Annotated in this window: 26 protein-coding genes and 2 pseudogenes; 11 read left to right on the top strand and 17 right to left on the bottom strand. The window is 50.5% G+C overall.

The genetic code is table 11. The annotated features are described in order from the left end of the window. Position 1: 1 nt before the first annotated feature. Both tnpB and tnpA read right to left on the bottom strand, forming a co-directional pair. Positions 2–370 carry an IS66 family insertion sequence element accessory protein TnpB gene (gene tnpB, locus CPH80_RS19300; protein ID WP_096280431.1) on the bottom strand — a complete coding sequence of 123 codons (369 nt, stop codon included), beginning with the start codon at positions 368–370 and terminating at the stop codon, positions 2–4. Then, complete coding sequence (tnpA, locus tag CPH80_RS19295) at positions 370–690, bottom strand: IS66 family insertion sequence element accessory protein TnpA (RefSeq protein WP_096280428.1); 321 nt, start codon at positions 688–690, stop codon at positions 370–372. The genes tnpB and tnpA overlap by 1 nt, the downstream gene beginning before the upstream one ends. Before the next feature lie 463 nt (positions 691–1,153). Here tnpA and CPH80_RS19290 point away from each other — a divergent pair. The 4 genes and pseudogenes from CPH80_RS19290 to CPH80_RS19275 form a co-directional block, all read left to right on the top strand. Continuing rightward, positions 1,154–1,681, top strand: a pseudogene (locus CPH80_RS19290) (2Fe-2S iron-sulfur cluster-binding protein); the annotation flags it as partial. Then, positions 1,678–2,649, top strand: coding sequence for an FAD binding domain-containing protein (locus tag CPH80_RS19285; RefSeq protein WP_096280423.1), 972 nt, complete (start codon positions 1,678–1,680; stop codon positions 2,647–2,649). The pseudogene CPH80_RS19290 and the gene CPH80_RS19285, both read left to right, overlap by 4 nt. Beyond that, positions 2,646–3,338 carry a glutaredoxin domain-containing protein gene (locus tag CPH80_RS19280; protein ID WP_096280420.1) on the top strand — a complete coding sequence of 231 codons (693 nt, stop codon included), beginning with the start codon at positions 2,646–2,648 and terminating at the stop codon, positions 3,336–3,338. Before CPH80_RS19285 ends, CPH80_RS19280 begins: the two co-directional genes overlap by 4 nt. Before the next feature lie 123 nt (positions 3,339–3,461). Next, positions 3,462–3,662 carry a PLDc N-terminal domain-containing protein gene (locus CPH80_RS19275; RefSeq protein ID WP_096280417.1) on the top strand — a complete coding sequence of 67 codons (201 nt, stop codon included), beginning with the start codon at positions 3,462–3,464 and terminating at the stop codon, positions 3,660–3,662. Positions 3,663–3,742: 80 nt separating this feature from the next. On the opposite strand, the gene CPH80_RS19270 is transcribed toward CPH80_RS19275, so the two are convergent. Then, positions 3,743–4,090, bottom strand: coding sequence for a hypothetical protein (locus CPH80_RS19270; RefSeq protein ID WP_180326120.1), 348 nt, complete (start codon positions 4,088–4,090; stop codon positions 3,743–3,745). 459 nt (positions 4,091–4,549) lie between these two features. Here CPH80_RS19270 and CPH80_RS19265 point away from each other — a divergent pair, with 459 nt between their 5' ends. From CPH80_RS19265 to CPH80_RS19250, 4 genes are all read left to right on the top strand, one after another. Beyond that, positions 4,550–5,281, top strand: a complete 732-nt coding sequence (locus tag CPH80_RS19265) for an AraC family transcriptional regulator (protein ID WP_096281805.1) — start codon at positions 4,550–4,552, stop codon at positions 5,279–5,281. Between the two features lie 89 nt (positions 5,282–5,370). Further along, on the top strand, positions 5,371–6,264 hold the full coding sequence (locus tag CPH80_RS19260; RefSeq protein ID WP_096280414.1) for a DMT family transporter: 894 nt from the start codon (positions 5,371–5,373) through the stop codon (positions 6,262–6,264). Between the two features lie 24 nt (positions 6,265–6,288). Next, positions 6,289–6,627: a tRNA-binding protein gene (locus tag CPH80_RS19255; protein WP_096280411.1), complete on the top strand. Its 339-nt coding sequence runs from the start codon at positions 6,289–6,291 to the stop codon at positions 6,625–6,627. Between the two features lie 518 nt (positions 6,628–7,145). Further along, positions 7,146–7,643: a hypothetical protein gene (locus CPH80_RS19250; protein ID WP_096280409.1), complete on the top strand. Its 498-nt coding sequence runs from the start codon at positions 7,146–7,148 to the stop codon at positions 7,641–7,643. Between the two features lie 364 nt (positions 7,644–8,007). Here CPH80_RS19250 and CPH80_RS19245 read toward each other — a convergent pair whose 3' ends face one another. Next, on the bottom strand, positions 8,008–8,640 hold the full coding sequence (locus CPH80_RS19245; protein ID WP_096280406.1) for a metallophosphoesterase family protein: 633 nt from the start codon (positions 8,638–8,640) through the stop codon (positions 8,008–8,010). Between the two features lie 36 nt (positions 8,641–8,676). After that, positions 8,677–9,003, bottom strand: coding sequence for an antibiotic biosynthesis monooxygenase family protein (locus CPH80_RS19240; protein ID WP_096280403.1), 327 nt, complete (start codon positions 9,001–9,003; stop codon positions 8,677–8,679). 88 nt (positions 9,004–9,091) lie between these two features. On the opposite strand from CPH80_RS19240, the gene CPH80_RS19235 reads away from it, so the two are divergent. Both CPH80_RS19235 and CPH80_RS19230 read left to right on the top strand, forming a co-directional pair. Next, positions 9,092–9,454 (top strand): hypothetical protein, encoded by a 363-nt coding sequence (locus CPH80_RS19235; protein ID WP_096280400.1) that lies wholly within the window; start codon positions 9,092–9,094, stop codon positions 9,452–9,454. 92 nt (positions 9,455–9,546) lie between these two features. Then, positions 9,547–9,801 (top strand): hypothetical protein, encoded by a 255-nt coding sequence (locus CPH80_RS19230; protein WP_227520259.1) that lies wholly within the window; start codon positions 9,547–9,549, stop codon positions 9,799–9,801. A gap of 99 nt (positions 9,802–9,900) precedes the next feature. On the opposite strand, the gene CPH80_RS19225 is transcribed toward CPH80_RS19230, so the two are convergent. After that, entirely contained in the window at positions 9,901–10,725 is an 825-nt protein-coding gene (locus CPH80_RS19225; protein ID WP_096280397.1) for a sulfite exporter TauE/SafE family protein, read from the bottom strand. 193 nt (positions 10,726–10,918) lie between these two features. After that, positions 10,919–11,464 carry a YgjV family protein gene (locus tag CPH80_RS19220; protein WP_096280395.1) on the bottom strand — a complete coding sequence of 182 codons (546 nt, stop codon included), beginning with the start codon at positions 11,462–11,464 and terminating at the stop codon, positions 10,919–10,921. A 466-nt stretch (positions 11,465–11,930) separates the two neighbouring features. On the opposite strand from CPH80_RS19220, the pseudogene CPH80_RS19215 reads away from it, so the two are divergent. After that, a pseudogene (locus tag CPH80_RS19215) lies at positions 11,931–12,020 on the top strand (PLDc N-terminal domain-containing protein); the annotation flags it as partial. 12 nt (positions 12,021–12,032) lie between these two features. Here the strand turns inward: CPH80_RS19215 and CPH80_RS19210 are convergent. The 10 genes from CPH80_RS19210 to CPH80_RS19160 all read right to left on the bottom strand — a co-directional run bounded on the left by CPH80_RS19210 (position 12,033) and on the right by CPH80_RS19160 (position 23,793). Then, complete coding sequence (locus CPH80_RS19210; protein ID WP_096280393.1) at positions 12,033–12,794, bottom strand: metallophosphoesterase; 762 nt, start codon at positions 12,792–12,794, stop codon at positions 12,033–12,035. 348 nt (positions 12,795–13,142) lie between these two features. Then, positions 13,143–13,766 (bottom strand): BRO family protein, encoded by a 624-nt coding sequence (locus CPH80_RS19200; RefSeq protein ID WP_096280391.1) that lies wholly within the window; start codon positions 13,764–13,766, stop codon positions 13,143–13,145. A 165-nt stretch (positions 13,767–13,931) separates the two neighbouring features. Beyond that, a complete protein-coding gene (locus CPH80_RS19195; protein WP_096280389.1) occupies positions 13,932–15,614 on the bottom strand; it encodes an AMP-binding protein in 1,683 nt (560 codons plus the stop codon). Positions 15,615–15,809: 195 nt separating this feature from the next. Beyond that, positions 15,810–16,808 carry a M14 family metallocarboxypeptidase gene (locus tag CPH80_RS19190; RefSeq protein ID WP_227520258.1) on the bottom strand — a complete coding sequence of 333 codons (999 nt, stop codon included), beginning with the start codon at positions 16,806–16,808 and terminating at the stop codon, positions 15,810–15,812. Between the two features lie 194 nt (positions 16,809–17,002). Beyond that, positions 17,003–19,222 carry a family 16 glycosylhydrolase gene (locus CPH80_RS19185; RefSeq protein WP_096280387.1) on the bottom strand — a complete coding sequence of 740 codons (2,220 nt, stop codon included), beginning with the start codon at positions 19,220–19,222 and terminating at the stop codon, positions 17,003–17,005. A 15-nt stretch (positions 19,223–19,237) separates the two neighbouring features. Then, positions 19,238–20,131: a glycosyltransferase family 32 protein gene (locus CPH80_RS19180; protein ID WP_096280385.1), complete on the bottom strand. Its 894-nt coding sequence runs from the start codon at positions 20,129–20,131 to the stop codon at positions 19,238–19,240. 164 nt (positions 20,132–20,295) lie between these two features. After that, positions 20,296–20,607, bottom strand: a complete 312-nt coding sequence (locus tag CPH80_RS19175) for a hypothetical protein (RefSeq protein WP_096280383.1) — start codon at positions 20,605–20,607, stop codon at positions 20,296–20,298. A gap of 210 nt (positions 20,608–20,817) precedes the next feature. After that, positions 20,818–22,389: a transposase gene (locus CPH80_RS19170; RefSeq protein WP_096280381.1), complete on the bottom strand. Its 1,572-nt coding sequence runs from the start codon at positions 22,387–22,389 to the stop codon at positions 20,818–20,820. 165 nt (positions 22,390–22,554) lie between these two features. Next, positions 22,555–22,896: a hypothetical protein gene (locus tag CPH80_RS19165; RefSeq protein ID WP_096280379.1), complete on the bottom strand. Its 342-nt coding sequence runs from the start codon at positions 22,894–22,896 to the stop codon at positions 22,555–22,557. Between the two features lie 102 nt (positions 22,897–22,998). Beyond that, positions 22,999–23,793 (bottom strand): adenylate/guanylate cyclase domain-containing protein, encoded by a 795-nt coding sequence (locus CPH80_RS19160; protein WP_096280377.1) that lies wholly within the window; start codon positions 23,791–23,793, stop codon positions 22,999–23,001. Positions 23,794–23,796 lie beyond the last annotated feature (3 nt).

Below are 23,796 nucleotides of genomic sequence, written 5' to 3'. Positions count from 1 at the left end.
GCTAATTAACAGCCTCATAATGCAGTGTTTTGTGCCCTTTTAACAAGGCAATATCGTAGCCGTCCAGCAACCAGTTGATTTGCTCGCCCGTCAGTGACATCAGCTCATCCGAGGCCTTAGGCCATTTGAATTTCTCCTCGGCCAGCGCCTTGTAATAGAGCACAAAACCGTTGTCTTCCCACATCAGGCATTTGATCTTGTTCCGATGCTTGTTGGTGAAGGCGTAGAGCGCACCGGTAAACGGATTGTGGCCCAGCTCCTGTTCAACCAATACTGCCAGACCCTGGGCCTGCTTGCGGAAATCCACGGGTGCCCGGTACAAATAAATCTCTGGCAACGACAAGGACGGGCGTAAATATCGGTGGCGCATCACAGCTGTCTCAAAACAGCGCCTAGCAACTCGATGTTGCCGGCGTGTAAACCGGTGATGGAAACACCACCGGGAAGTGACACCGTCAAGCCGTCGGCTCCGCCGATGGTAGCGCCAGGAACAGAAACGACCCGAGCGAACCCGGTGGCCGCTTGCTCTTGCTCCAGGGAGTCTTCAGTCAAGACCAGCTTCCGGCGCCAGTAAACGAATTGATGATAAACCAATGACTGCTGCTTGCAGTAAGCGCTGCCGGACACGCCGGAGACTTCCCAGTCAGTAATATGCTGCTGCCAGACGTGTGCTCGTTCGGTTGGGGTCATGCTGATTCCTCATGGAATGGGTGAGGAAGTCAGTGTGTGCAATCGGCGAGCCGAAATGTAGGTGCTGATTTATTGGCGCTTACTTTGGAACCGGGTGAAGGGAATACCGATGCTGCTGTCGGTAAAGCAACTGAACTTATCCAGGCGCGCAAGTATCGCCCGCTGCCGGGCTTCGGTGGGTTTTGCCATAAAATATCCTGAAAAAGTCTCAGAAGCCTGGTGCTGACCAACGGGTTCCGCTGCGCAGCTCGTTGATCAATCCAGTACATCACGAACAACACAAAACTCACAGCATCATAAGCACTCACTATAGAGATCGGCAGATACTGTCGCTGCGTACTGCCGTGGAGTGGGCCCGTCGTATAGGTGCTTGTGGTTGTCGCGACCAGTGTGTGGACACTTGGTAATCTCTTACCATCGGCATGTTGACTAAGCTCATTAGACGCGCAACTGCTTAGGAGGGCCCGGCATGGCGGTGCTCAATGTTAACGGAAAACAGGTCACGCTCAACGACGATCCCCGTACCACTCTTCTTGACACCCTGAGGGAACGCCCAAATCTGACCGGCACCAAGAAAGGGTGCGATCACGGCCAATGCGGCGCTTGCACATTGCTACTCGATGGTCGACGAGTTAATTCCTGCCTGATTCTCGCGATCCAGTGTGAAGGTAGTGAAGTGACCACGATCGAGGGTCTGGGCCAGAGAGAGCAGTTGCATCCGATGCAGCGGGCGTTCGTGAAACACGACGGCTTTCAGTGCGGCTATTGCACGCCCGGCCAGATCTGTTCCGCGGTCGGTATGCTTGAGGAAGTGGGAAATGGCGAGCCCAGCGATGTCACCGGGCGGGGAGACGTTACCCTGAGCCGCGCGGAAATCCAGGAGCGCATGAGCGGCAATCTCTGCCGCTGTGGTGCCTACGTCAACATCGTCGAGGCGATCCTCGACACGGCCGACTCACACGCCCTGAAGAACGGGGGACCCGCAACATGAAACCCTTTGACTATCGACGTATCCAGTCAGTGGAAGAAATCGGGCGTGATGAGCCCGGCCAGGCGCGTTTTTTGGCCGGTGGCACCAACCTGATTGATCTGATGAAGCACGAGATTGAGGTGCCAGATCGCCTGCTGGATATCTCCCGCCTCAAGCTTGCCTCCATCGAAGACGGTGAAAACGGTGGCTTGCGAGTCGGCACACTGGTGACCAATACGGCACTGGCCAGTGACCCCCGGGTGCGAAAAACCTGGCCGCTGTTGTCGGCCGCCTTGCTGTCAGGCGCAACCGCCCAGCTGCGTAACCGTGCAACCACCGGTGGCAACCTGCTACAGCGCACCCGCTGTTTCTATTTCTATGACACCGCGCGCCCCTGCAACAAGCGCAACCCTGGCGAGGGTTGCAGTGCACGCGAAGAACAGAATCGCATTCACGCTATCCTGGGCGCCAGCGACCAGTGCATCGCCACCCATCCCTCGGATATGGCCGTAGCGATGGTGGCACTGGATGCGAGGCTAACGCTGCGGGCCGCCGATGGGAGTGAACGCGAACTTCCTGTCGAGGCACTGCACCGCCTGCCGGGAGACCATCCAGAGCAGGATACGGTTCTGGAGCCGGAGGAGTTGATTCTCGGCGTAACTCTGCCAGCGCCGCCACCGGGCCGGCAAATGTACCGCAAGGTTCGGGACCGCAGTTCTTACGCCTTTGCCCTGGTCTCCGTGGGTGTCATTCTCCACGTGGTAGAGGGCAAGGTGGACAGTATCCGGATCGCGTTTGGCGGTGTAGCCCATAAGCCCTGGCGCGCTCACAAGGCCGCGACCGAGGCCAACTTCCGGCTCGCGGCGGAGGCCGAACTGGCCGATGCCAAGGGCTACGACAACAATGATTTCAAGATACCCCTGGCCCGACGCACGCTGGTAGCCACGCTCAGGGATGCAGCCCATTCGGAAGAGGAGGTCTCGGCATGACCAATCCGGCATCTATCGGACAGCCACTGGATCGGGTCGATGGCCCTTTAAAAGTATCGGGCCGTGCAACCTACGCGGCTGAACACGCCTTCGATCAGCCGCCACTTGTGGGCTGGATTGTTGAAGCGACGATTCCCGCCGGTCGCATCAAACACCTCGACACCCGTGCTGCCGAGAACAGTACGGGTGTTGTTGCCGTGTTAACGCATCACAACTCTGCAATGCAAACACCTTTTGGTGAACCCGGCGATGAGGGGCGATTTACCCAGTCCCGAGCCATGCTTTTTGATGACCACATTCGCTACCACGGGTTTGGCGACCGCAGCTGGCGATATTCGATGCTGGTCAAAAACGGCACAATCGAGAAAATGTTTATCGAGCCGGACAAGCCAGGCGACCCATTTGGAGTGTCCGATGCGGACACAATGCTTCATTATATTAAGCCAGATGTGACATTACCGGCACGGGTAAGCCTTTTCTCAAAGCCAGGATGCCCGCACTGTACTCGCGCCAAAACGCTACTACAGAGCAAGGGCTACAAGTATGAAGAGATAATGCTGGGCGCCGCTGGCCTGTCATACAGTACGTTGCAGGCAGTAACGGGCCGTGGCACAACCCCGCAAATATTTATCGACGGCCAACTGATTGGTGGCGCCGATGAACTCGAAGCCTTGATGGCCACGCGATGATCGCTTAGCCAAGTTAATCTGCGCCTCAGGCCTACGGCGGCCGAGGTGTAAACCACCTTTCGGTTTACCGAGGGCCGGCCTCGGTCAGCCTGTGGAAGTCCCGATTTTCATTAGGAGAAATACATGGATAGTTTGTTCGGTAGCATGGGTAATGTCTTCGGTGGCCTGCTGAGTTTAATCTGGCTGATCATCGTTATCTTGGCCATCGTTAAAGTAGCGAAGAGCGGGGCAAGCACTCTCGTCAAAGTGATCTGGATTATTGTGCTGATTATTTTCCCCTTGGTCGGCTTAATCATCTGGTATCTATTCGGTCCCAAAGGGTAGCGCGGCCAGACGTTTTCTGGGATATATGACCGGCCGGTCGACACAGCCTGAACTATTTTTTCAAGGCTGTGCTGGGATTATTAATTAACCCGAACAAAGACCCAGTTGGTCCCGACGTTGTCGCACACGATGATGTCGCGATCGATGGCTTCACACAGAGACAGGTTTTCTGGCAGCTCATCGTGGTAGCGGGTTTTCAATCCCAGAGTTTTTCGATCCTGTTTGAGCAGCTCGTAGGTCTGCTCCATGCGCTTGGAAAAATCCACGCCGCCGCTTTCCAAGGTGTAAAAAGCGTTGTGAAACGCTGTGAAGCTCATGGTATTTGCGCCAAGGCCAATGGCCAGCATTTTGGGAATGTAACGATCATAGGCGATCGAAATCCAGCCAACGGCAAGGATCATGAGAAGTTGTTTTTGGTCGGCGATCACTGCGACTCCATCCGGTGTGCTTTCATTGTTTACTATACAACGCCATCACCGGCTGTTGCCGCTCTCTTCGTTAGACCTCAACAATTCTGTCTGCAACAAACAATGGTAGGTCATATTCTTTCGGATAGGCACCCGGGTTAGCGAATATTCGGGTGCCAGCAACCCAACCTGCAGATCAACAGGTTCGTGAACGTGGTGCCATAAAATCGCACGCCGCCAATGTCCACCATGTCATTGTCAAGCAGGTAAATTCCCAGGCGCTTAGCATCTGCACGCACGTCAGGCAGATCGCGGGCTCACTCAGAAGTTGCCAGCGTGCGGCTGCGGCGATGACCTTCTCAGCGTTTTTCTGTGATGTTAGTTTGACCCGACAAGAGGCAGGCTCACGTTGCGCACATGTAATTGATCGTCGGCGCCCAGGTGCTCCTCTATGCGACGTCATTCGAATATACTCCTTATATGGCTACATCCGACGTTAGTCTCCACCTACGAAGCTATGGCAATGAAGGTAAACAACATTCCCATGGACACCACCAACTGGTATTACCCCTGCTGGGTAAACTTTCGCTGTCTGTAGACAAAACCGAGGGTGACGTAGAACGGAACCGAGCCGCTATTATTCCGTCCGGAAGTGACCACGGGTATTCCGCTTCTGAAGAAAATCGATTTTTGGTAGCTGATGTACCAGAGGTTCATGCCCCTGCATTGGAGCGGCTCCCCTTCTTTGTTGAGCTGGATTCCGCATTGCTTCACTACATCCAGTTTCTGCGCTCTCAATTGGTAAACGGAACAGGGTCATCTCACACACAGCATCAGATGTTGCTGTTGTTGATTCAGCTTATGCAGGAGCGCCATGGCGACGTACTAAACCTGGATCGGAGAGTCTCTGCGGCGAAGCAATTCATCGACGATAACTTTCACAAAAAAATTGCCGCCGCCGAGCTGGCGACTGTTTCTCACCTGAGCATCCGGCAGCTTAACGAGTTGTTTCGTAAACAGATTGGCATGACACCTCACCATTACCTGACCGAGCTACGCATGCAGGAGTCCTGGCGATTACTGGAACAGTCGGATCTCAATATTCAGCGAATTGCTGACTCTGTAGGGTACGGCTCACTGTCGTCTTTCAGTGATCGCTTTTCCCGCCACTTCGGAAAATCACCAAGTCAATTTCGCCGCAAATCGAAATAACGCTGCCGTAATCGAAAAGCAGACGACCCACCACTGATCATAAACTTCGTCCCCTGTAGGTTATGAACTGATTGTTTTAAGGGGAAGTCATGGCAACCATTATCGCGGCGACGTGGATAGGCTCGATCTCTGTATTTTTGTGGGGAACGCTTGCGCTGTTGACCAAGCTTTCCGGTGGGGACATTCCGGAATTTCAGCTGATGGCGATGACCTTTGGCATCGCATTTCTGTTGATGTGTGTTCGCTGGTTCCGCGCTGGCCATGGTGGAACCCGGTATTTGCGTCAGCCACTTTTGGCCTGGTGTATCGGAGTTGGTGGCCTGTTCGGTTACCACTTTGCTTATTTCAAGGCCATGACGCTGGCGCCGGCGGTAGAAGTGAGCCTGCTTGCCTATCTCTGGCCGTTGTTTATCGTTCTAATGTCCTCATTCTTACCCGGCGAGTCCTTGCGAAAACAGCACATCATGGGTGCCATGTTCGCCCTCCTGGGATGCTGGTTGTTGATCGGAAGCAATAGCGGTGGTTTTGCTATGGCGAATTTCGACGGTTATCTGGTTGCCTTTAGTTGTGCGTTGATCTGGTCGTCATACTCTGTTCTGTCCCGATTGGTAAAAAGCGTACCGACAGATGCAGTAGGCTGGTTTTGTGGTGTGACCGCTGTTCTGGCCCTGCTGTGTCATCTGGTTTGGGAAACAACGGTATGGCCAACGGGATGGGTGCAATGGGCTGGCGTGTTGGGTCTTGGTCTGGGACCGGTCGGTATCGCCTTTTTTACTTGGGATTATGGAGTTAAGCACGGCAACATCCAGTTGCTTGGTACTCTGGCTTACAGCGCTCCGCTCATTTCGGTGGTGTTGTTGATCGTCGCGGGTTATGGAGAAGCCACCAGTGCTGTCATCGCCGCCAGTGTTCTGATTGTGCTGGGTTCCCTGATCGCCGGTAGTGCAAAGCGTCATCCGCTGCCCGAATCTGAAACCGTTTAGTGATCAATCTTTGTTCTGGAGGAGCTGAATATGATTAGTTGGGATGACTTTGAAAAGGTAGAACTAAGGGTTGGTACTGTCATCGAGGTAGAGGATTTTCCTGAAGCACGAAAACATGCCTACAAGTTGAAGGTGGATTTCGGTCCTGAGGTCGGTGTTCTTAAATCCAGCGCACAGCTCACTGAGCTATATGACAAGGAAACGCTTAACGGCAAGCAGGTGCTCGCCGTCACCAACTTTCCTCCCAAACAGATCGGTCCGTTCGTGTCTGAATGTCTTGTTACCGGAGTGCAAACAGATGTGGGTGCAGTAGCATTGGTAACTCCGGATTTCCCGGTCGCAAATGGCAAGAGGCTCTTCTGATTATTGTCAGTCTGAAACATGGGACAACACCATTGCTGGCTAGCGTTCGCAAATAGATTGGCCGTATATGCTTCTCTCTTTGAGATCCGACCATCATTAGTACGGTGTGATGGCTGACACTTACTTGTTACCCAATTTTTTTGGCTCAAGCTAGATACTGAGATTTCTACAATTACCATAGAGTGGAAGTGCCAAGAGGGAAGGCCTCAGTCGCACACACAAAGTTACGCTATTTTTGTGCATTTGCTTCGAAAATAATCGTATAAAAACAGCTAAGCAATACATTCTGTTTAGCTCGGCTTGTGTGCTTTTAATACATGGAGTTAGACTATGAAAAATAATACTTATTACGCCGGAAAAGACGGAAGCCAGATAATGAATACTAATAATTTCAGTAAAGAAATTGTTAGATATTTAAATTATGAGCAAGCATACATATCAAAAATTTTATCTAAAAAATATATGGAACTTTAATTGAGCTTGGCTGTGACGAGGTTAGACTTTATGGTTGCAGCGCCATGAACAGGGTTAACTATATTGGCGTAGATATTCGCAGCCTTAAGCCATGCATCGATGAATATCTTTCAAAAAATAGTCATGTCGAAGGTAAATTCATTAACTCCTGCTTATCTGATTTTTATAAGCTAATAAATATTGAATCAGCTCCTATTTTGTGTGTATTTCCATTTAATCTAATTGGGAATTTAAATGAATGCAAGTCTCAGATACACAATTACTACACCCATGGTTTCGATGTTGTTATTTCCCAATTCAACACGACAGATAAGGCAAAAGAAATCAGACTTGATTATTACAAAAAATGTGAAATCTCAAATATTTTTTTAAATAAAACTGACGAAGGCGATGTGTTTAGAGGCCTAGATTTTGAATCCAAATCTTATACTAAAAGATTTATTATTGAAAGCTGCACCAATGTAGGTTTCAAGCATATTGATAGTTATGAATCTGAATTAATTTCTATTCATTATTTTTCAAAGAGAGCTGTCGATGAATGACATATATCCAAATATATGGATTTAATTGGTGTTTTGCCATGGAGCTTCATTCCAAAAATATAAAAAATTGGCCAAGAGCACATTGATGATTTTCAACTTTTATTCCGAGCAAATATTTTATTTTTTTCAGAATCTGTGATGGAAAATCGGGTTAGATCTATTTTCAGACCTTCCATAAATAAAATCACAGCCCTAGGCAAGGTGAACTGACTCCCGAAAGTTGGACATTGACCAACTTGAAGGGGGCTTTTCAGAACTCCGGGGTTTTTCATGCCTCTGGGTACCGATGTCAGGATTTCAGAAAGCCGCTGCCGTCTCTGCATACATAGGCCGTATATGCAGCGAAGCTCCAGATCGCTATAACTCAGACCTCAACAATTCTGTCTGCAACAAACAATGGTGGGTCATATTCTTTCGGATAGGCACCCGGGTTGGCGAGTATTCGGGTGCCAGCAACCTGCAGATCAACGGGCTCGTGAACGTGGCCGTGAACCCACAGATTCATTTTTCCCATCAGTGCCCGCAAGTCCGAAGCAAAGGCCGGCGACAAAGAGTCCCCCTGATATTTTGGCGGAATACACTCTGGCAACGGCGCATGGTGGCTGATTACCACTCGCGGCCCCGAACAGGGTTCGGTTTGCAACGGATCATAGTCCGGTTGGCCGGTATACAGACCAAAATCTGTCCATAGTGTTGTGCCATGAAAGCGCACGCCGCCAATGTTCACCGTGTCGTTATCAAGCAGGTGAATTCCCAGGCGCTTGGCATCGGCACGCAGTGCTTTACGCGTGTCGGGCATGCTTGTTCCGTAGAACTCATGATTGCCTGGAACGTAGATGATCTCCTGCCCGGCAAATCGTTCCGCCGCCCAGGAGAGGCCTTCCGTTTTACGATGAATGTCCCCGGCGAGAATAACCACATCCGCGGCCACATCAGGCACATCGTGACCTTCCTGAAAACACTCAACGTGCAAATCCGACAGTATTCGCAAGCGCACAATCTTATCTCCTTGGAAAACCGACACTAACACCTTTCACTGACTGCCAACCCCGGTTGGCGGATTAACAACCCATTCGGGATCTTCAAACTCACCAAGTGGCCGAATTTCACAAAAAGGCGCCGCACTGCGGATAATCTCAGCCACGTCGGAATTGTGTTGCGATTCCATCGCATCTCGGCTGGCCTTGCTGTCCCAGTGCGCAATGGCGATAAGTGTATCCGGATCACCGATCTTGCGGTGCAACTCCGTTCCCTGCGCGCCCGGCGCACGCTGAATCAACTCACTTGCACGCACCCAGGCATCCGCATAATCCTCGGCGGTATAGCCCTCCCTGATATGCACTTCGAAGATGTACTTCATACATGCCTCCTCTATCGGCTATGTTCTCGTAAAATGTTGAACGTGTACTAGGATTACAGAACCGTAGCCAAACCTCCGGAGGTTTCCGATGAACCAGGAGCAATTTACCCAGCTCAGTACCGTTATCGATTCTCTCAGTCCCAGTCAACGACATCAGCTGCTCGATAGGCTGCAGCACCCGGAAGCTATACCCGATATCCTCGAACACCTTGAACAAAATCTGCAATCCCACCTCCAATGCCCAAAATGTTCCCACAAAGCAATCCATCGCTGGGGGACATTCAAAGGCATGCAGCGATACCGCTGTTGTGGCTGTCGTAAAACTTTCACCGCCCTGACCGGTACTCCGCTAACGTGGCTGCGTAATCGCGATCGGTGGATGGAGTACGCCCAGTCTATGCTGGATTCCGAGACCTACGTAAAGCGGCCGCCCGCTGTGGTATCCATCTAAGCACCGCGTTCCGTTGGCGCCACCGTTTTTTAAAGTTGGCGGATCAGCTCAATGCCCACGAGTTCACTGGCATTGTGGAGGCTGATCAGACGATGTTCCGTGAATCATTTAAAGGCCAACGTAAGATCACGGCACGGCCTACTCGCAAGCGTGGCGGCGACAACAAAAGTGATACTCACTGGGTATCGGTATTAGTCGTTCGCGACCGCAGTGCGGATGAAGCTGACTTCGTCTTCAAACACTTCACGTTGAAGAAAGTCGAACAGCATCGGATTCACCGACGATCAGTTGCACTACGAAGTGTTCGGGCCTACAACCGAACTGCCTACAACCCACTGATATCATGAAGCCGCTACCGTCGCTGCGTACATAGTCCGTATACGCAGCGAGGTCTCAAATCCCAATAGCTCAGACCTCAATAATTCTGCCTGCGACAAACAGTACCGTTAAAGCAACACGCTGACCATGCCCGCACAGCTGACCACCAACAGCACCATTCCCAGCAGGCGGAAAAACACCGGTGTTTCCGCTTTCAGAATGCGCTCGTGAAAGCGTAGCCCGATCACATGTCCTATGGCGGCGCAGGGCAGCAACCACAGGTGGTGAATCAGCTGCAGGTCAAGTCCGACCCAGATGAACGCTGCCAGCTTGATCAACACCAGAATGAACCAAAGGCCAAACAGCGTATCGCGCAGTTTCTCCCGTGCCACGTGCTGCGCCGCAACCGCAATAATCAGCGGTGCTCCTATCAGCGAGGTACCGCTAATGTAACCACCGGCCATCAACAGGGCCACATCCACGGTTTTACTATTGCTGTGAAACGGCCGGTTAATGATGTACGACACCGAGTAAATCGCGACAATCACAAAAATAATCGTACTCAGCACATTTGCTGGCAGCGTAAACAAACCAAATACGCCAATCAGCTTGGGCACCAACATAATGCCCAGCATTCGCCTCAGATAGGGCCAGTCAACCGTGCTTTCCGGCGCATTTGTGGCAGCATCCGGCCCGAATCCGGTTAATTTCTGGCCGCTTTTGCTACCTTTGCTGTTGTGACTGCGGCGATTGTTCATCCAGATGGTCAGCGATGAAAACACCAGCAGGTGCACCGCAATGATGGGCAGAAATACCAGCGGGTCGTCTTTCACCAGCAGCAAAAAGGGCAGCGACAGCACTGCCCCGCCAAAGCCCAGCCCGGAGCGCACAAAACCACTCCAGATGAAAATCAGCGCGATCAGGCCATACTGAATCAGGGAAAGATCTGACATAACTTCCTTAGTAGCGAGGATAGGTACGACCCTGCGGACTTCGAGCGTGCAAGCCACCTTCTAGCTTGACGGCAACAAGACGCTGACTGCAGAAGCCATTCGTGAACTGCACAAGCGGTATCAGGAAAGCCGAAAATAGGCGGGTGGATCAAAGACGGCACCCTGCACCACCGGGAAAATATCGCCCATTAAATCACTCTTTTGCTTTCTCAAAAGCCTCGGGATAACGCCGTTTCATTTTCGTCAGCCGGTATATGGTGATGAAGCTGGTGACCAACACCATGGCCTCCGCCAACGTGCCGCCCACCGAGCCAATGGCGATATTGTTCAGCATCCAGGCGACAGCCGCGGCGGCCAGCATCAGGCGCATCGGAATGCCCCTGAGCATGAACATGCCCAGGGTGCCGAAAATAGCCGCCGCAATGGCGAAAAAATCTACCGGGCTGCGCCAAGTCAGTAGCGCGGCCACCAGATTTACTGCCAGTACCGCGAGCATCACCTGCCAGTTGCCCGCATAGCGCCGCGCCAGCATGATGCGGCCGATCACCAGCAAGCTCAGAACCGCCGCCGTCCAACTGCCGAACAGGGCAAACTGCAGCGCAAAGGCCACGTTCGCCGCAATCAACAACACCATCAGCCGGTCATCGCGCCTGCTGGCAAAGCCGACAATGCAAAAGCCCAGCGCAATCAGGCTGACAATCTGGCCCGCCAGGGCGGCGTAACTCATCTCCTCGAACATGAACACAGTATATGGCACGGGCACTATCGAAAGAAGCCAGTATCTTAAAGGTGGGGGCTTTCAGCCTGAATGATGCGTTATTGACAGCGACACGATTCAACAGTTTGGACCGATTGTGTTGGGCTCCCTGTTTTCACTGGTTGTACCTTCCTTCTCGGTTGATTCATAAATGAAAAACAGCCGCCAAAAAAAACGTAGGCTATGCTGTGCCTGCCCCTTGGGGTCTCCAAGGCTTGGATCTTCTTGCAGGTCATGGAACACCGGGCAGAGTTACCACCGGCTTATAACAGCTATACCCGAATCCGGCAGGAGTTGGCAGATCTCGTAGGTGCCAGCCGACCGGTGGCCAGTTCTCGCCCTATGTTGATGCCAAAGGCACAATTAGTCGCCCCCCGCATTTCGTGACGAATGGGTACACATCGGTAGCTGATTTGTCCGCGAGGACGATCAGGCAAGCGGGGTAAGCACTCTGGCCAAAGTGTTCTGGATTATTGTGCTGATTATTTTCCCCTTGGTCGGTTTAATCATCTGGTATCTATTCGGTCCCAAAGGGTAGCGGTTGCGCTGCTCAGACCTCGATAGTTCTGTCTGCGACAAACAGTGGTGGGTCATATTCTTTCGGATAGGCTCCCGGGTTGGCGAATATCCGGGTGCCAGCCACCTGCAGATCAACAGGTTCGTGAACGTGGCCGTGAACCCACAAATCCATCTTGCCCATCAGTGCCCGCAAGTCCGAAGCAAAGGCCGGCGACACCGAGTCCCCCTGATATTTTGGCGGAATACACTCTGGTAACGGCGCATGGTGGCTGATTACCACTCGCGGCCCCGAACAGGGTTCGCTTAGCACCGACTCAAGCCAGGCAATGGCTTCTGCATGCAACCTCTGACTTTCTACAATTGAGAACACCCCGCCCGCCGGCTGCTCGATAATGCGGAAATCAGGCATAAACGCCAGCGCGCGTCGTTCAGTTTGCAACGGATCATAGCCAGGCTGGCCGGTATACAGATCAAAATCTGTCCATAATGTGGTGCCATGAAAGCGCACGCCGCCAATGTTCACCGTGTCGTTATCAAGCAGGTGAATTCCCAGGCGCTTGGCATCGGCACGCAATGCTTCACGCGTGTCGGGCATGCTTGTTCCGTAGAACTCATGATTGCCCGCAACGTAGATGATCTCCTGCCCGGAAAACCGTTCCGCCGCCCAGACAAGGCCATCCGTTTTACGATGAATGTCCCCGGCAAGGATAACCACATCCGCGGCCACATCAGGCACATCGCGACCTTCCTGAAAACACTCAACGTGCAAATCCGACAGTATTCGCAAGCGCACAATCTTATCTCCTTGGAAAACCCCTACAAAGCGCTGTTTTTAAATGCTTACACTCTGTTTGATTCTACCTAGACAACAACTGATTCTCCCTACCGGTGCGCCAAGGATTTCCCCATTGTCGTCAGCCGGAGCGATATGAGTGGCCTGCTCCACCGCCTCAATCACCGCCTGCTGAAATTCAGAATGAGGGTTCTCGCTGTCATCAATCAGATAAAAACCATCGGGAATCTCACCCGGCTCGTTCCACGTCGCCCCAGGGAGTGCCTGGCGTACCGATTGGTTAGAATGCGGGAGCCGTGTTCATATCGCTTTTTCTCCAGTGATGGCTAATGCGGGAGGGCATGTGACCTACAACTGACACTCAAAAGTCGGCTCATTGCTCCTCCAACCCATCGGGGTTTTTAATTGCTTTCTTTTCGGACGAATGCCTCGGTTCAGCAGGGTCTGGCGCACAGCCTCATTGTTGGTAACGTGCTCTTGAGAAATCTGCTGTTCGCGACTCATGGCCTTTTCGCGGGCGTTATGAATGGTGATCTCGGTGGCGAAGTCCTTGGCCTTTAGGATAATGGTGGGCGCAAAATCTGCCAGTGGGCGTTGCTCAATCTGCTCGGCCTTGCGGGTTTGCATGGCGAAGTAGGTTTGGGCAAAGGCGATTTCCTGCTTTCTCGAATCGCCGTTCTGGGCGATTCGATAACACGCGTAGCGGGTCAACATGATGTCACTTATCTCACGCTGGCTGCCGGAGCCCAGTTCAACCATTTTGTTGACATCAACAAAATGGTTGCCGATATCATGCCCTGATATTTCGCAGGCTGTTTTTGCCTTAGTAATGGCGGACAAAAAATTACGCCATTCGCTATAACCCAGCAGTTGCCGGAGATCCCTGGCCAGCCAGAATTCTACGCCGTTCTCTGTCTGTTGGGCATGCCCCTCAAAGCTCTCTGTCAGGGCATGAATCATTTCATTTTTCATGTTGCGCTCCTTGCAAGTTATTCATAAGCGGACAGTCCCGAAATTTTGCCCAAGTATAATAGCCGGCAGGGCCTTGGCTGATCCTTTCAGGCCTCCTCTGAAACCGGTGCAGACCAAAAAGGGGAGTGGCCAAGTGGCGCTCCCCTTTTTTTCCGTTCTTTTTTATCAGCCCTTCAACTCGGGAAAATCCGTTTCGGTATAGGCATACTCGCCCTGTTCGCTGCTGGCAGCATGGGTACGTAGTTCAACACGACGAATCTTGCCGGAGATGGTTTTGGGCAACTCGGCAAATTCTATCTGGCGAATCCGCATGTACGGCGCCATGCGCTCGCGAATGAAAGCAAACAGGGCCTTTGCCGCCTCCGGGCCAGGCTCGTATTCACGGCGTAGCACGATATAGGCCTTGGGTACGCTCAGCCGCATCTCGTCAGGTGCCGGCACAACTGCGGCCTCGGCCACGGATTCGTGCTCGATGAGAATAGATTCCAGCTCAAATGGGCTAACGCGATAGTCCGAGCTCTTGAACACGTCGTCTGCGCGGCCGACGTACCAGTAATAGCCATCGTCATCACGGCTGGCCACGTCGCCGGTGCGATAAAAGCCGTCGTGCAGCGCCTTCGCCATGCGTTCGGGATCGTCACGATATTCCTGCATTAGACCGAGCGGACGCTGGTTACGCACATCGATGGCGATCTCGCCTTCAGTGACTTCCTTATCGAGCGGGTCGAGCAGTGTGATCTTGTAGCCGGGCAACGGCCGACCCATCGAGCCAGACTTCATTTTCTGTGCGGGCGGATTGCCGATCTGGGCCGTGGTTTCAGTCTGGCCGTAGCCGTCGCGAATTGTGAGGCCCCAGATTTTTTCTACGCGTGAGATCACTTCCGGATTAAGCGGTTCGCCCGCGCCGACCAGGCTCTTGAGCTTCACATCATAAGCCGCCAGGTCCTCTTGGATAAGCATGCGCCATACAGTGGGCGGCGCGCACAGGGAGGTTACGCCCTTGTCGGCGATCACTTTTAGCGTGGCAAGCGCGTCGAAGCGCGGCTGGCGGTAGATGAACACCGTGCAACCGGCATCCCAGGGGGCGAACAGGTTGGACCAGGCGTGCTTGGCCCAGCCCGGCGAACTGATATTGAAATGGATATCATCGGGCTGCAGACCGAGCCAGTACATGGTCGACAGAGAACCGACCGGATAGCTTTGATGCGTATGCAGTACAAGCTTCGGCAGGGAGGTGGTGCCCGACGTGAAATACAGCAGCATCGGGTCGGTGGTGAGGGTTACGCCCTCCGGCTCGAAAGTCTTCGAGTAGTCGTAGGCATCTTCGTAATTAATCCACGGCTCGCAGGGTTCACCTACGACGATGCGATCCAGCCCCTCTGCCACGCCTTCAAATTTGGGAACATGTTCATTGGTGGTGAGCACATGAGTGACACCACCACGCCCAAGCCGGTCGCCGAGATCGTTCTTCGATAGCAGCGTGCTGGCTGGAATTACGAGGGCACCCAGCTTGATCGCAGCCAGCATAGTTTCCCAGAGTTCACTGACATTATCGAGCATGATCAGCAGGGTATCGCCCCGCCTGAGCCCTTGGTCGCGCAGAAAATTCGCGACCTGGTTGGAGCTCTGTCGCATTTGCTCGAAGCTGTAACGGTATTCGCTGCCGTCGGCATCTACCAGCCAGAGCGCGATCTTCCCATTGTCTTTGGCGTAATCATCAAACCAGTCGAGCGCCCAATTGAACTCGTTCAGCTCGGGCCATTTGAAGGTCTCGTAAGCGCTGTCGTAGTCTTCGCGCAGGTCCAACAGTTGCTGACGAGCCGCCTTGAATGCGTCTGCCGATTGCATCGCTTTCTCCTTGTTTCACAGTCCGCGGTCCGGGACCGGCTGCTATAGTTGTTATATTGTGGCTCGCCGCTCAGTCTCGCAGAAAGCTCTAGGCTATAAGATCCATAAAACAAAAGTTTAGCTGAGCATCTGACCAACCGCCACGAACGCAAAGCGTTCGACGAAGGGCGTGAAGGCAATCGCGATCTGTTTCGGTTAGAGCGCCTTTACTTGCTTGATCTTTGACATGGACGAAGCCAGCAGCGCGTAGTCGATCGCCGCACACACTGCTGCAGCCTGCGCGGCATTGCATTGCTCGGGAGTCGAACGGGGGCTGTCGGGATAGACCTCGGTGGTGGTCTTGTAGGGGGCGCTGGTGATACTGGCGCACAGGCCCAGCTGCTTGAGCGGGTACTGGATAACACCCCGAGTGACCACCGGTGAGCCGATGAGCTCGCCGTTGTCATCGGCCGGGGCGATATGAGTGACCTGCTCCACCGCCTCGATCACCGCCTGTTGAAATTCAGGCTGCGGGTTCTCGCTGTCAGCGACCAGATAGAAGCCGTCGGGAATCCCACCCGGCTCGAACGGCTTGCCGTCACGGGCTGCCAGCGCAGGGCGAAATTCGGTTTCGTCGGTATCGGTGGTTTCATGCAGGTCGATATGCATCAGTGCTCGATCGCGAACGGGCGCCACCAGTTGCATGAGTGCCGCCGACTCCTCAGCCGGACTGCCATGGCGGAACGAGCGGTTGGGGTCGACCGCGTTCGGGTTCCAGCGATGGATGCGCTCATAAGCCCAAGGGCTGACACAGGGCGCAACCAGCAAGTTAACGCGGCCTGTGTAATCCGCCGCATGCTGATCGACGAACTGCAGCGCGCCGTGTACACCGCTGGTTTCATAGCCGTGTACCCCGCCCGTTATCAACACGACCGGCAGATCGTCACGCCAGTCGCGGCTCCGGATCGCCATCAGCGGATAGCTATCGGGGCCATAGTCCAGACGGCCATACTGTTCCGCGTCGAAGTGCGGGCGCAGGCGCTCGATCACACTCAACACCTCGGACTCGTAGCTGCGTTGGCGGGGCTGTCGTGACAACCACTCGGCGCGTTCCTCGTCGCCCCAGGGAGTGCCGGGTTTACCGATTGGATAGAATGTGGGAGCCGTGTTCATATCGCTTTTTCTCCAGTGATGGTCATCAATGCTGGCGGGCATTTTAGCATCCGCGCCTAAGCTCGCAATCAGGCCTGACGTCGCCTCAAGACAACTCTCTTCACAGCCGCAGCTCCTTCTCAGCTGATGATTTTTCACCACTCTATAGCGCCAACGTCAGCCGCAGAGTTTACTGTGTCGGCCGCACTTTCTTGTTATGCAATCTATGGGTATAAACAAAGCCCGATTGCAAAGGATTATGTCTTTTCGAATTCCAACAACTCTTCACCTTCGGACTCGCGCATATTGTTCATAACTTTTAAATGGTCATGCTCAGAGGTAGAAATGAGAACCGATTTGATTAAAGATTTCGCTGGCAGTAATTTTACATCTATTTTTCCTGCTAGTTCGCGTGACGCTGATGGCCAGCAATTTAGGTGGAACTTCATTGGCAAGTGAGGTATTGGAGTGGGTTGCCAACTGGATCTTTTATGAACGATTATTCCGTCCACGTACCATCTGAGTTCATTTTCATCCCATTCGATAGCATATGAATGAAAGTCAGTCGTCGCATCAAACCCAAGATCTATTACTACGGGCGTACCTCTATATCCATAGTCAAAACGAGCACCTTCACAACCGGGATTGTAATAAACATTAATAAGCAATTTCCTGGGATCTTTACCTAAAAATTCAATATCAATTTCCTGGCGCGGTGAATCCCGGTGTAGAAACATACCTGTTATAATACCACTTATTTTTGGTGGTTTAATAACAGCTTCAAAACGGCCAAACAAAAAATCCCGTCTAGAAGTTAAAGCACCTGCACCGAACTGCCTTACTCCTAAGTCTTCATGCAATACAGTAATTTCAGCAAGAGAGCCATTGCTTATAGATAAATTTAATGGACTGAACAAAGCCATATTTCCTGTGAATGTATCATCTCTCTTTAACCAAAAAACATCATTAAAGGAATTGAAGCTATCCGACGCAACGCACGTCCATTCTGAATTATTTAAATTATTCGATATTAAAGAAAATCCATGTAAGTTATTTTTAACAGGGAGGATCCATGGAGATGTATCAGTTTTTAGCCATACATGACTTAATTGATTTTTATTTTTCAAGGCATTATTTTTCTGATCTAGTTTACGCTGTCCGAGTCCTCGTAGCTTTGGATAAGGGCTAGCGGGAGGAACAAGCCCTAGAAACTCACATAGCGTTATCCATTCATAAACAGTATTTGAAGTTAAAACTAAACTGCGATCGGACCAACCTTCTGTTAAGGAGGCAATCTCATCCTTTGATAAGCTCTGGCCTACAACAATCAAACGACCATTCGGATGTATTGGAGCTAACTGGTCAACACTCATATAAATACAACCAACATTGACAAAGGCATCAAAATTAGATCCTCCGTCTTCTTCGGCAAGCAATCCCCTCTCTCCGTCCGGTAACTTATCAAGATCGCTGCAGCAACGATATCCAAGCATTGAGAGAGCCATAGCTAACGAAGTAAGACTTTCATTATCCTCACCTACAACAAATATTGGCCTAACAAGTGGGATAGATTCATAAGTTCCGGGTGTTTCCGAATTAATAACGCCTATTTTTGAAAGTACTGGCAAGATTGAATATGAATTTTGAGATTTTTCATCTATACGTTGTTTAATCACGGAGCTAGAGGCAAGCAAAGCATCAATAGTACTAAACTTGTGATTTACCCAGAGATCTACAGGACCACGCACTGGAAGTTGGCTTAACAGTCTCTCTGCTCCTCTCTTCGAAAGAACGTATCCGGATAAAAACCATACGCCTCTGAAAACTTTAAATGTATTCTCAGTAACAGGAGTCTTTTCTGCTCCCTGATCAACCTCGTTATATGAAAGATAAAGGATGTCAAATAACACCGACTCACCTCGGATTTTGAGTAGCTCATTCCAAACTTTCCCAACATAATTTGAAAATCTATGACTAAGACAAATATCATCTTCTATAACTAAAACATATTGCTCTTTTCCAGTGGCTATTTTCTTCCATATTTCTATATGTGAAAGAGCTACAGCTATTTCTTGCCTGCTCATTTGGATTTCTTCACCCAGGTTCAGCTTACTGGGTAACACCCTTCGTGGATCGACATGAAGTTGCTCACCTAATGTATAGGTTTTGTCAACAGCCTCTGACTCCACCACACTTTCAAACTCTAAAGCATCTACAGCAGAAACTCGCCTGACATACTCTGACAGTGCTCTTCCTTTAGCGTCTAGGGAATTTGAAAATTCGCTTAAGACTTGCCTCCATCGTTGGGGCTGCCGATCAAGATTTATAACATAGATATATTCAATACAGCCGTGTATTGATTCGTTATCGATCTTATTAAACGCGATGCACCTCTTCTTGGGCAGAAGCTTTTTAGTTCGCAAAGCGAAACGATACATAAACCTTAAGACAGGCCCTGGGATATTTATTTTGTTCATATATATTCAGGCCATTTAAGTTTCTGATTTTGTTCTAGTATATTTTTTTCTATTTGATAAACGCCAATTTCTATCATCATCACGATAACTAAGTTTCCAAATAGTTTGGGCGCAATCCTCCCATTCAGTGAGAATGTTTAGGTGTTTTTCTCGCTCATTATTTGGATAATCAGCTAAGTACGCCACAACACTAGCGGACATGTTTCCAGGGCCCGTAGTTGACTGAATTTCAGGAAAAATATTTTCATCGCGTTCGAGAAGAAGGTAAGTTGATCTCGCAAGCGCGTATTCAATTATGGGGTTGCGAGGAGGCGCTATAATAGGATTATTATTAAAATAGAAAATCCGGTTATTTGTAAATTCGCTACTAATATTGAGTTTGTCAGGAGAAATCATAGAATTTGCATCAACGTCAAAGCAAAGGGGCTGTAGCTTCATCCTTTGATCAAAGAAGAGACCGCTAATATCCGATCCGGAATAGACGTCATCTACATCAACATAAAACCCTCCGTTGCAGTAGATAAAACAGAGACGGAAGTAGTCGCTTTTCATTGCAGGATGGTAGCAGCGATCGAATGCCTTAACGTTTTCTTTGTGCAGGTTATCTTTAATAAACTGTCTAGCAGTACTATTATTAAATAGGCGATGCTCAAAACCTTTATATTCAAGGACTCGCCATGAATCAATACATCCTTGAACGTCTTTTGGTATATCATACTCATCCCAGAACTGAACAATAATCGTCGGAATCTGGTTTGTTATTTTTAGGGTGCTAAAGCCGGAAGTGTCTACACTCTGTAGAAGTTCGCTTACAAAAACGGATCGCAACGTGTCGTCTTCGGAAGCTTTTACAGCATTTTTGGACGGTTTCCATTTCCAGCTTTTAAGAGTTCTAACGTCTGGTTTCAAAATTTAATATCCATATTGGTCATGGTGAAGACTAGTGGCTTCTTGCATAACGCCCAGTTCAGCGGGCCCGAATGCGGAGTGGGTGTTTGCGCAACAATGCCGTAGTATGCGCAAACAGCCGCGGAGTGTTCGGGGTCCGCTGGAACGCCTTGTTAGCGTACTCCTCACAAGCCGAAAATTTCTTTGCATTTTTGCTTGAGGTCTTCTTTGCTGATATCGGCGATTGGAGCCACGATATTCCAGTTTGTTCTTCTGCCTTCTTCGCCCGGGGGCACACCACTCAGGGCTGACACATCGGAGCTGTGTTCGAATCCTTCTTCCTTCAACATTGCCGCGATATTTTGCACTTTCATTTTGACCGACGCTTCAGAGCGATTTTCCAAGCGGGTAATTCTCTTTTCATTGAAATAGCTCCGGCCAAATCTGACTATGTAGGTGCAGAGGACGATTTCATTTTCTGTGAATAGTTTTCTCATCTGGAATCCCTTTGCGACGCTAACGTGGCTGTAGAAAAACCCTTCTCAGAGCCCAGCCCGCAGCCGCTTTATTGTTTTTTCACATCCTGCGATCAACTGTCGCAAGTTTGATCCTTTGGTGGCAACACCGCAGCGTTATCGAGATCCGGCGCTAAACGCTCTCCATATAGCCCTCTGCAGGCTGTTTCGTGCTTCATCGAAGTTTAGTAGTCATGCCGCTAACTGCCCGTAATTCGCCAGCTTCTCAATGTTGTGCACCAGGCAATACAATTGCCACTGACCCTGCACCTTCTTTTTGCTCCGCAGGCTGAAGCGATTCAGGCGCTTGTTGCTGCCGATGTTGCCGAACACGGGCTCAACTACTGACATGCGATGACCGTAAATAGTTTTGCCTTGCTGGCTATCTACTCGGTGCTTCATCCAGTCGGTGTAATTTGGTGCGCGTTTGTTTTCAACGGTGAAGGAGACCTGTCGGCCGGAGCCGTTGCGGTGGTTCGCCGAAGCCGGATTCTGCATACATTCGTGCTTCTTAGGACAGTGGCGACATTGCAGCAAGCGACCTTCGAAGTGCACTCGAATTTTGCCGTTCAGAGCTTCCCGCTGCCCTCGATAAGTAAGTGCCTTGCCGGATGGGCAAATACAGGTCAGCTTCACAGGATCGAACTGGAATTCACTCGCTGCAATGGTGTCTTTCCAACCCTTGTCCGGGAGGTTCTGATGCCGCTTACCGTACTTGTCTTTCTGCTCGGCGAACTTCGGATCACGGCTGCGGAAGCGATTGTCCGGGATGTAACCGTTGATCTGTTGCTCATGCAGGTACTGCATATTGGCTTCGTTGGCGAAGCCTGTGTCGGCGGTCACTATCGCGCCGGTTTGATAGATGTTGTCGGCGATACCCAGCTTTTTATAGCGGCGCTGAACCGTTTCCAGCACTGGCTTTAACGTGTGGTATTCCTGGCCTTCACCGAAGGCTTGAGCATCGATAATGACCTGATCTTTCTTATCCACCGTGGCCACGCCGTTATGGCCTTGGATCGTGCCCTTACTGGTGGTCATCTTGCCGCTTTCGTTATCGGTGATGTTGCTCTTCACTTCCTTGGGTCGTTTCCCCTGGCCCATCCTTGGGCTGTTCGTCTTTAGGAAGCGATCCACTTTTTTCATGGACTCATCCAGAGAAAGGACGGTTTTGGCGCGGCGAATATCTCGATCCAGTTCCGCTTCGGTTTCAGCCTTATCCCGTTCATGATGCTCATGCAAATGGTAGCGAATCAACCGTTTCAGCTTGTCCCGTTTTTCGCCCAGCTCTTTAAAGGTGCCAGACCATTCCTTCGCGGCGTCTGACGACATTTTGCAGCCGTCGATGGCAAACAGTTCGTTGCCCAGAAGGCCCTGTTCATGGCACACCAGCAGTATTTGCTCGAACAGCTCTTCGATCTCATCGGCGTGCTGGCTGACGAACTTGGCTAGAGTGGTGAAGTGCGAAACGGTATCGCAGGACAGCGCTTTAAAGATGATGTTGGTCTCGCAGCACCACTGGATCTCGCGGCTGGACGTGATGCCTTTGGAGTAGGCGAACAGGATGATCTTCAGAAGAATGGCCGGATCATAAGCCAGCCGTCCGGTGTCGTCGTTTCGATATTTCGGGTGAAAAACCGTCAGATCCAGCTTGTGTTCGATCAGGTAGTGAACCGCGTGCTCAAAGGTGCCGGGCTGGAGCTGTTCCTGGTAGTTGATGACCACCATCGCATCTTGGTCGTAATTGTAGTGCTTGAAACGAGGCATTCCGACAGCTCCTTGTCTGTTTTCTCGATTCTACCAAAATCAGTCTGATTTGAGGTTTTTCTACAGCCTCAACGCTTGCAGCATGCGCTCCCTTGGAATGGAGCCGTAGGCGCAATGTAAAGGGCGTCGCCGTGCCTGCACTTGTTAGGCCTGATACTCGGCCTACTATTGTGATCCAGATTCGCGTTCAGCACCAAAGCCCTCGCGCACCCAAGCGAATGCGAATACTCCTACCCACAGACAAAAAATAGGCAAAATAACGGTGACTGCGGCAGGTACGACTTGAATAGTTAAGTGTCGCAATTGCTCCCCTGGGTCGGCATCTAGGAACTTTTCGGCAGAAATGTGCGCGGGTGACCATTCCCAAAAACCGTATGTTGGAAGAGTTTCATCAAATTGATCAAATGGATTTATCGTCTGCCTTTCATACACAATTACTGTGATCGAACCAATCAACCAAAGTACCGAAAGCACAATTAGTAGCCGCTTCCAACCCAAATTGAGCATATCCCAACTCCCTGTTGTACCTGCACATTTAGCATAACGCCGAAGCACAGCGACAGCCGAAGGCCGCGTACTGATGCGACTTGTATGCACTAAATTTAAAACTTAATCAGTATCTAAAATTTCTGTCAAATAAGTTGCCCCATGCTTTTTACACCAAACGCTCTTTAAAACCATTGCCTTATTAAACGAGAATTTATCGTCATTCGTAATATCTACTTCTTCCCATAAAAACACAGAATCGTCACATTCGCATGAGTATAATGCTTTTCTTGACCTTAATTTTGAATGGTATTTATCTGAAACATGGATTTCATTGCTATCGGACAGGCTAGCTAACTTAGAAGCCATATTAACTGTTTTACCCGCCCATACCTCATTATGCATATCCCCTCTCGAAGCACTTTTACGAAGACCTATTTTACTTACCAACAATGTGGCTTGATGGATACCTATATGAACACCCGTATCAACATCAGTTTTGTTAGCTATTTTTGTCGTAAATTCTTCTTTTATAAAAGTCTTGAAAGTAACGGCTGATGCAAAAGCCGCATGTACTCTATTTGAGTTAAACAAAGCAAAAACACCATCGCCTTTGATGTCTATATAAGAGGCCCCAAACTCTTTAAATAATCGAACAGCTGTACCTGTGAAAAGGGTATAGGCTCTACCAGTAGTTCCCGCATGATGCGATGCACTGAGTTTTGTTGAATTTTTCATATCTACGAAAACACATATTACATCCTTTATTTTTAACCATTTTGCAGAACCCTCGCCAGGAATATCATCCACATTAGGTATTTCATCAACTTCTTCAGTAAAGACGCGTATATTAAACTTTTCTACTTGTTTGTTAATTATTTTTTTTATGTTTTCAGGTAATTGATCTTTACCTATCATTTT

Source organism: Marinobacter sp. LV10R510-11A, from assembly GCF_900215155.1.
GTDB lineage: Bacteria > Pseudomonadota > Gammaproteobacteria > Pseudomonadales > Oleiphilaceae > Marinobacter.
This window is presented reverse-complemented; position numbering and strand designations above follow the sequence as displayed.

Bases quoted from the DNA above. Each gene is read 5' to 3' on its own strand.
- CPH80_RS19170 (WP_096280381.1), bottom strand. From the start codon at position 22,389: ATGCCTCGTTTCAAGCACTACAATTACGACCAAGATGCGATGGTGGTC.
- CPH80_RS19240 (WP_096280403.1), bottom strand. From the start codon at position 9,003: ATGAAGTACATCTTCGAAGTGCATATCAGGGAGGGCTATACCGCCGAG.
- CPH80_RS19185 (WP_096280387.1), bottom strand. From the start codon at position 19,222: ATGAACAAAATAAATATCCCAGGGCCTGTCTTAAGGTTTATGTATCGT.
- tnpA (WP_096280428.1), bottom strand. From the start codon at position 690: ATGACCCCAACCGAACGAGCACACGTCTGGCAGCAGCATATTACTGAC.
- CPH80_RS19260 (WP_096280414.1), top strand. From the start codon at position 5,371: ATGGCAACCATTATCGCGGCGACGTGGATAGGCTCGATCTCTGTATTT.
- tnpB (WP_096280431.1), bottom strand. From the start codon at position 370: ATGCGCCACCGATATTTACGCCCGTCCTTGTCGTTGCCAGAGATTTAT.
- CPH80_RS19235 (WP_096280400.1), top strand. From the start codon at position 9,092: ATGAACCAGGAGCAATTTACCCAGCTCAGTACCGTTATCGATTCTCTC.
- CPH80_RS19250 (WP_096280409.1), top strand. From the start codon at position 7,146: ATGAACAGGGTTAACTATATTGGCGTAGATATTCGCAGCCTTAAGCCA.
- CPH80_RS19265 (WP_096281805.1), top strand. From the start codon at position 4,550: ATGGCTACATCCGACGTTAGTCTCCACCTACGAAGCTATGGCAATGAA.
- CPH80_RS19220 (WP_096280395.1), bottom strand. From the start codon at position 11,464: ATGTTCGAGGAGATGAGTTACGCCGCCCTGGCGGGCCAGATTGTCAGC.
- CPH80_RS19285 (WP_096280423.1), top strand. From the start codon at position 1,678: ATGAAACCCTTTGACTATCGACGTATCCAGTCAGTGGAAGAAATCGGG.
- CPH80_RS19165 (WP_096280379.1), bottom strand. From the start codon at position 22,896: ATGCTCAATTTGGGTTGGAAGCGGCTACTAATTGTGCTTTCGGTACTT.
- CPH80_RS19230 (WP_227520259.1), top strand. From the start codon at position 9,547: ATGTTCCGTGAATCATTTAAAGGCCAACGTAAGATCACGGCACGGCCT.
- CPH80_RS19200 (WP_096280391.1), bottom strand. From the start codon at position 13,766: ATGAAAAATGAAATGATTCATGCCCTGACAGAGAGCTTTGAGGGGCAT.
- CPH80_RS19225 (WP_096280397.1), bottom strand. From the start codon at position 10,725: ATGTCAGATCTTTCCCTGATTCAGTATGGCCTGATCGCGCTGATTTTC.
- CPH80_RS19275 (WP_096280417.1), top strand. From the start codon at position 3,462: ATGGATAGTTTGTTCGGTAGCATGGGTAATGTCTTCGGTGGCCTGCTG.
- CPH80_RS19175 (WP_096280383.1), bottom strand. From the start codon at position 20,607: ATGAGAAAACTATTCACAGAAAATGAAATCGTCCTCTGCACCTACATA.
- CPH80_RS19280 (WP_096280420.1), top strand. From the start codon at position 2,646: ATGACCAATCCGGCATCTATCGGACAGCCACTGGATCGGGTCGATGGC.
- CPH80_RS19160 (WP_096280377.1), bottom strand. From the start codon at position 23,793: ATGATAGGTAAAGATCAATTACCTGAAAACATAAAAAAAATAATTAAC.
- CPH80_RS19190 (WP_227520258.1), bottom strand. From the start codon at position 16,808: ATGCCCGCCAGCATTGATGACCATCACTGGAGAAAAAGCGATATGAAC.
- CPH80_RS19195 (WP_096280389.1), bottom strand. From the start codon at position 15,614: ATGCAATCGGCAGACGCATTCAAGGCGGCTCGTCAGCAACTGTTGGAC.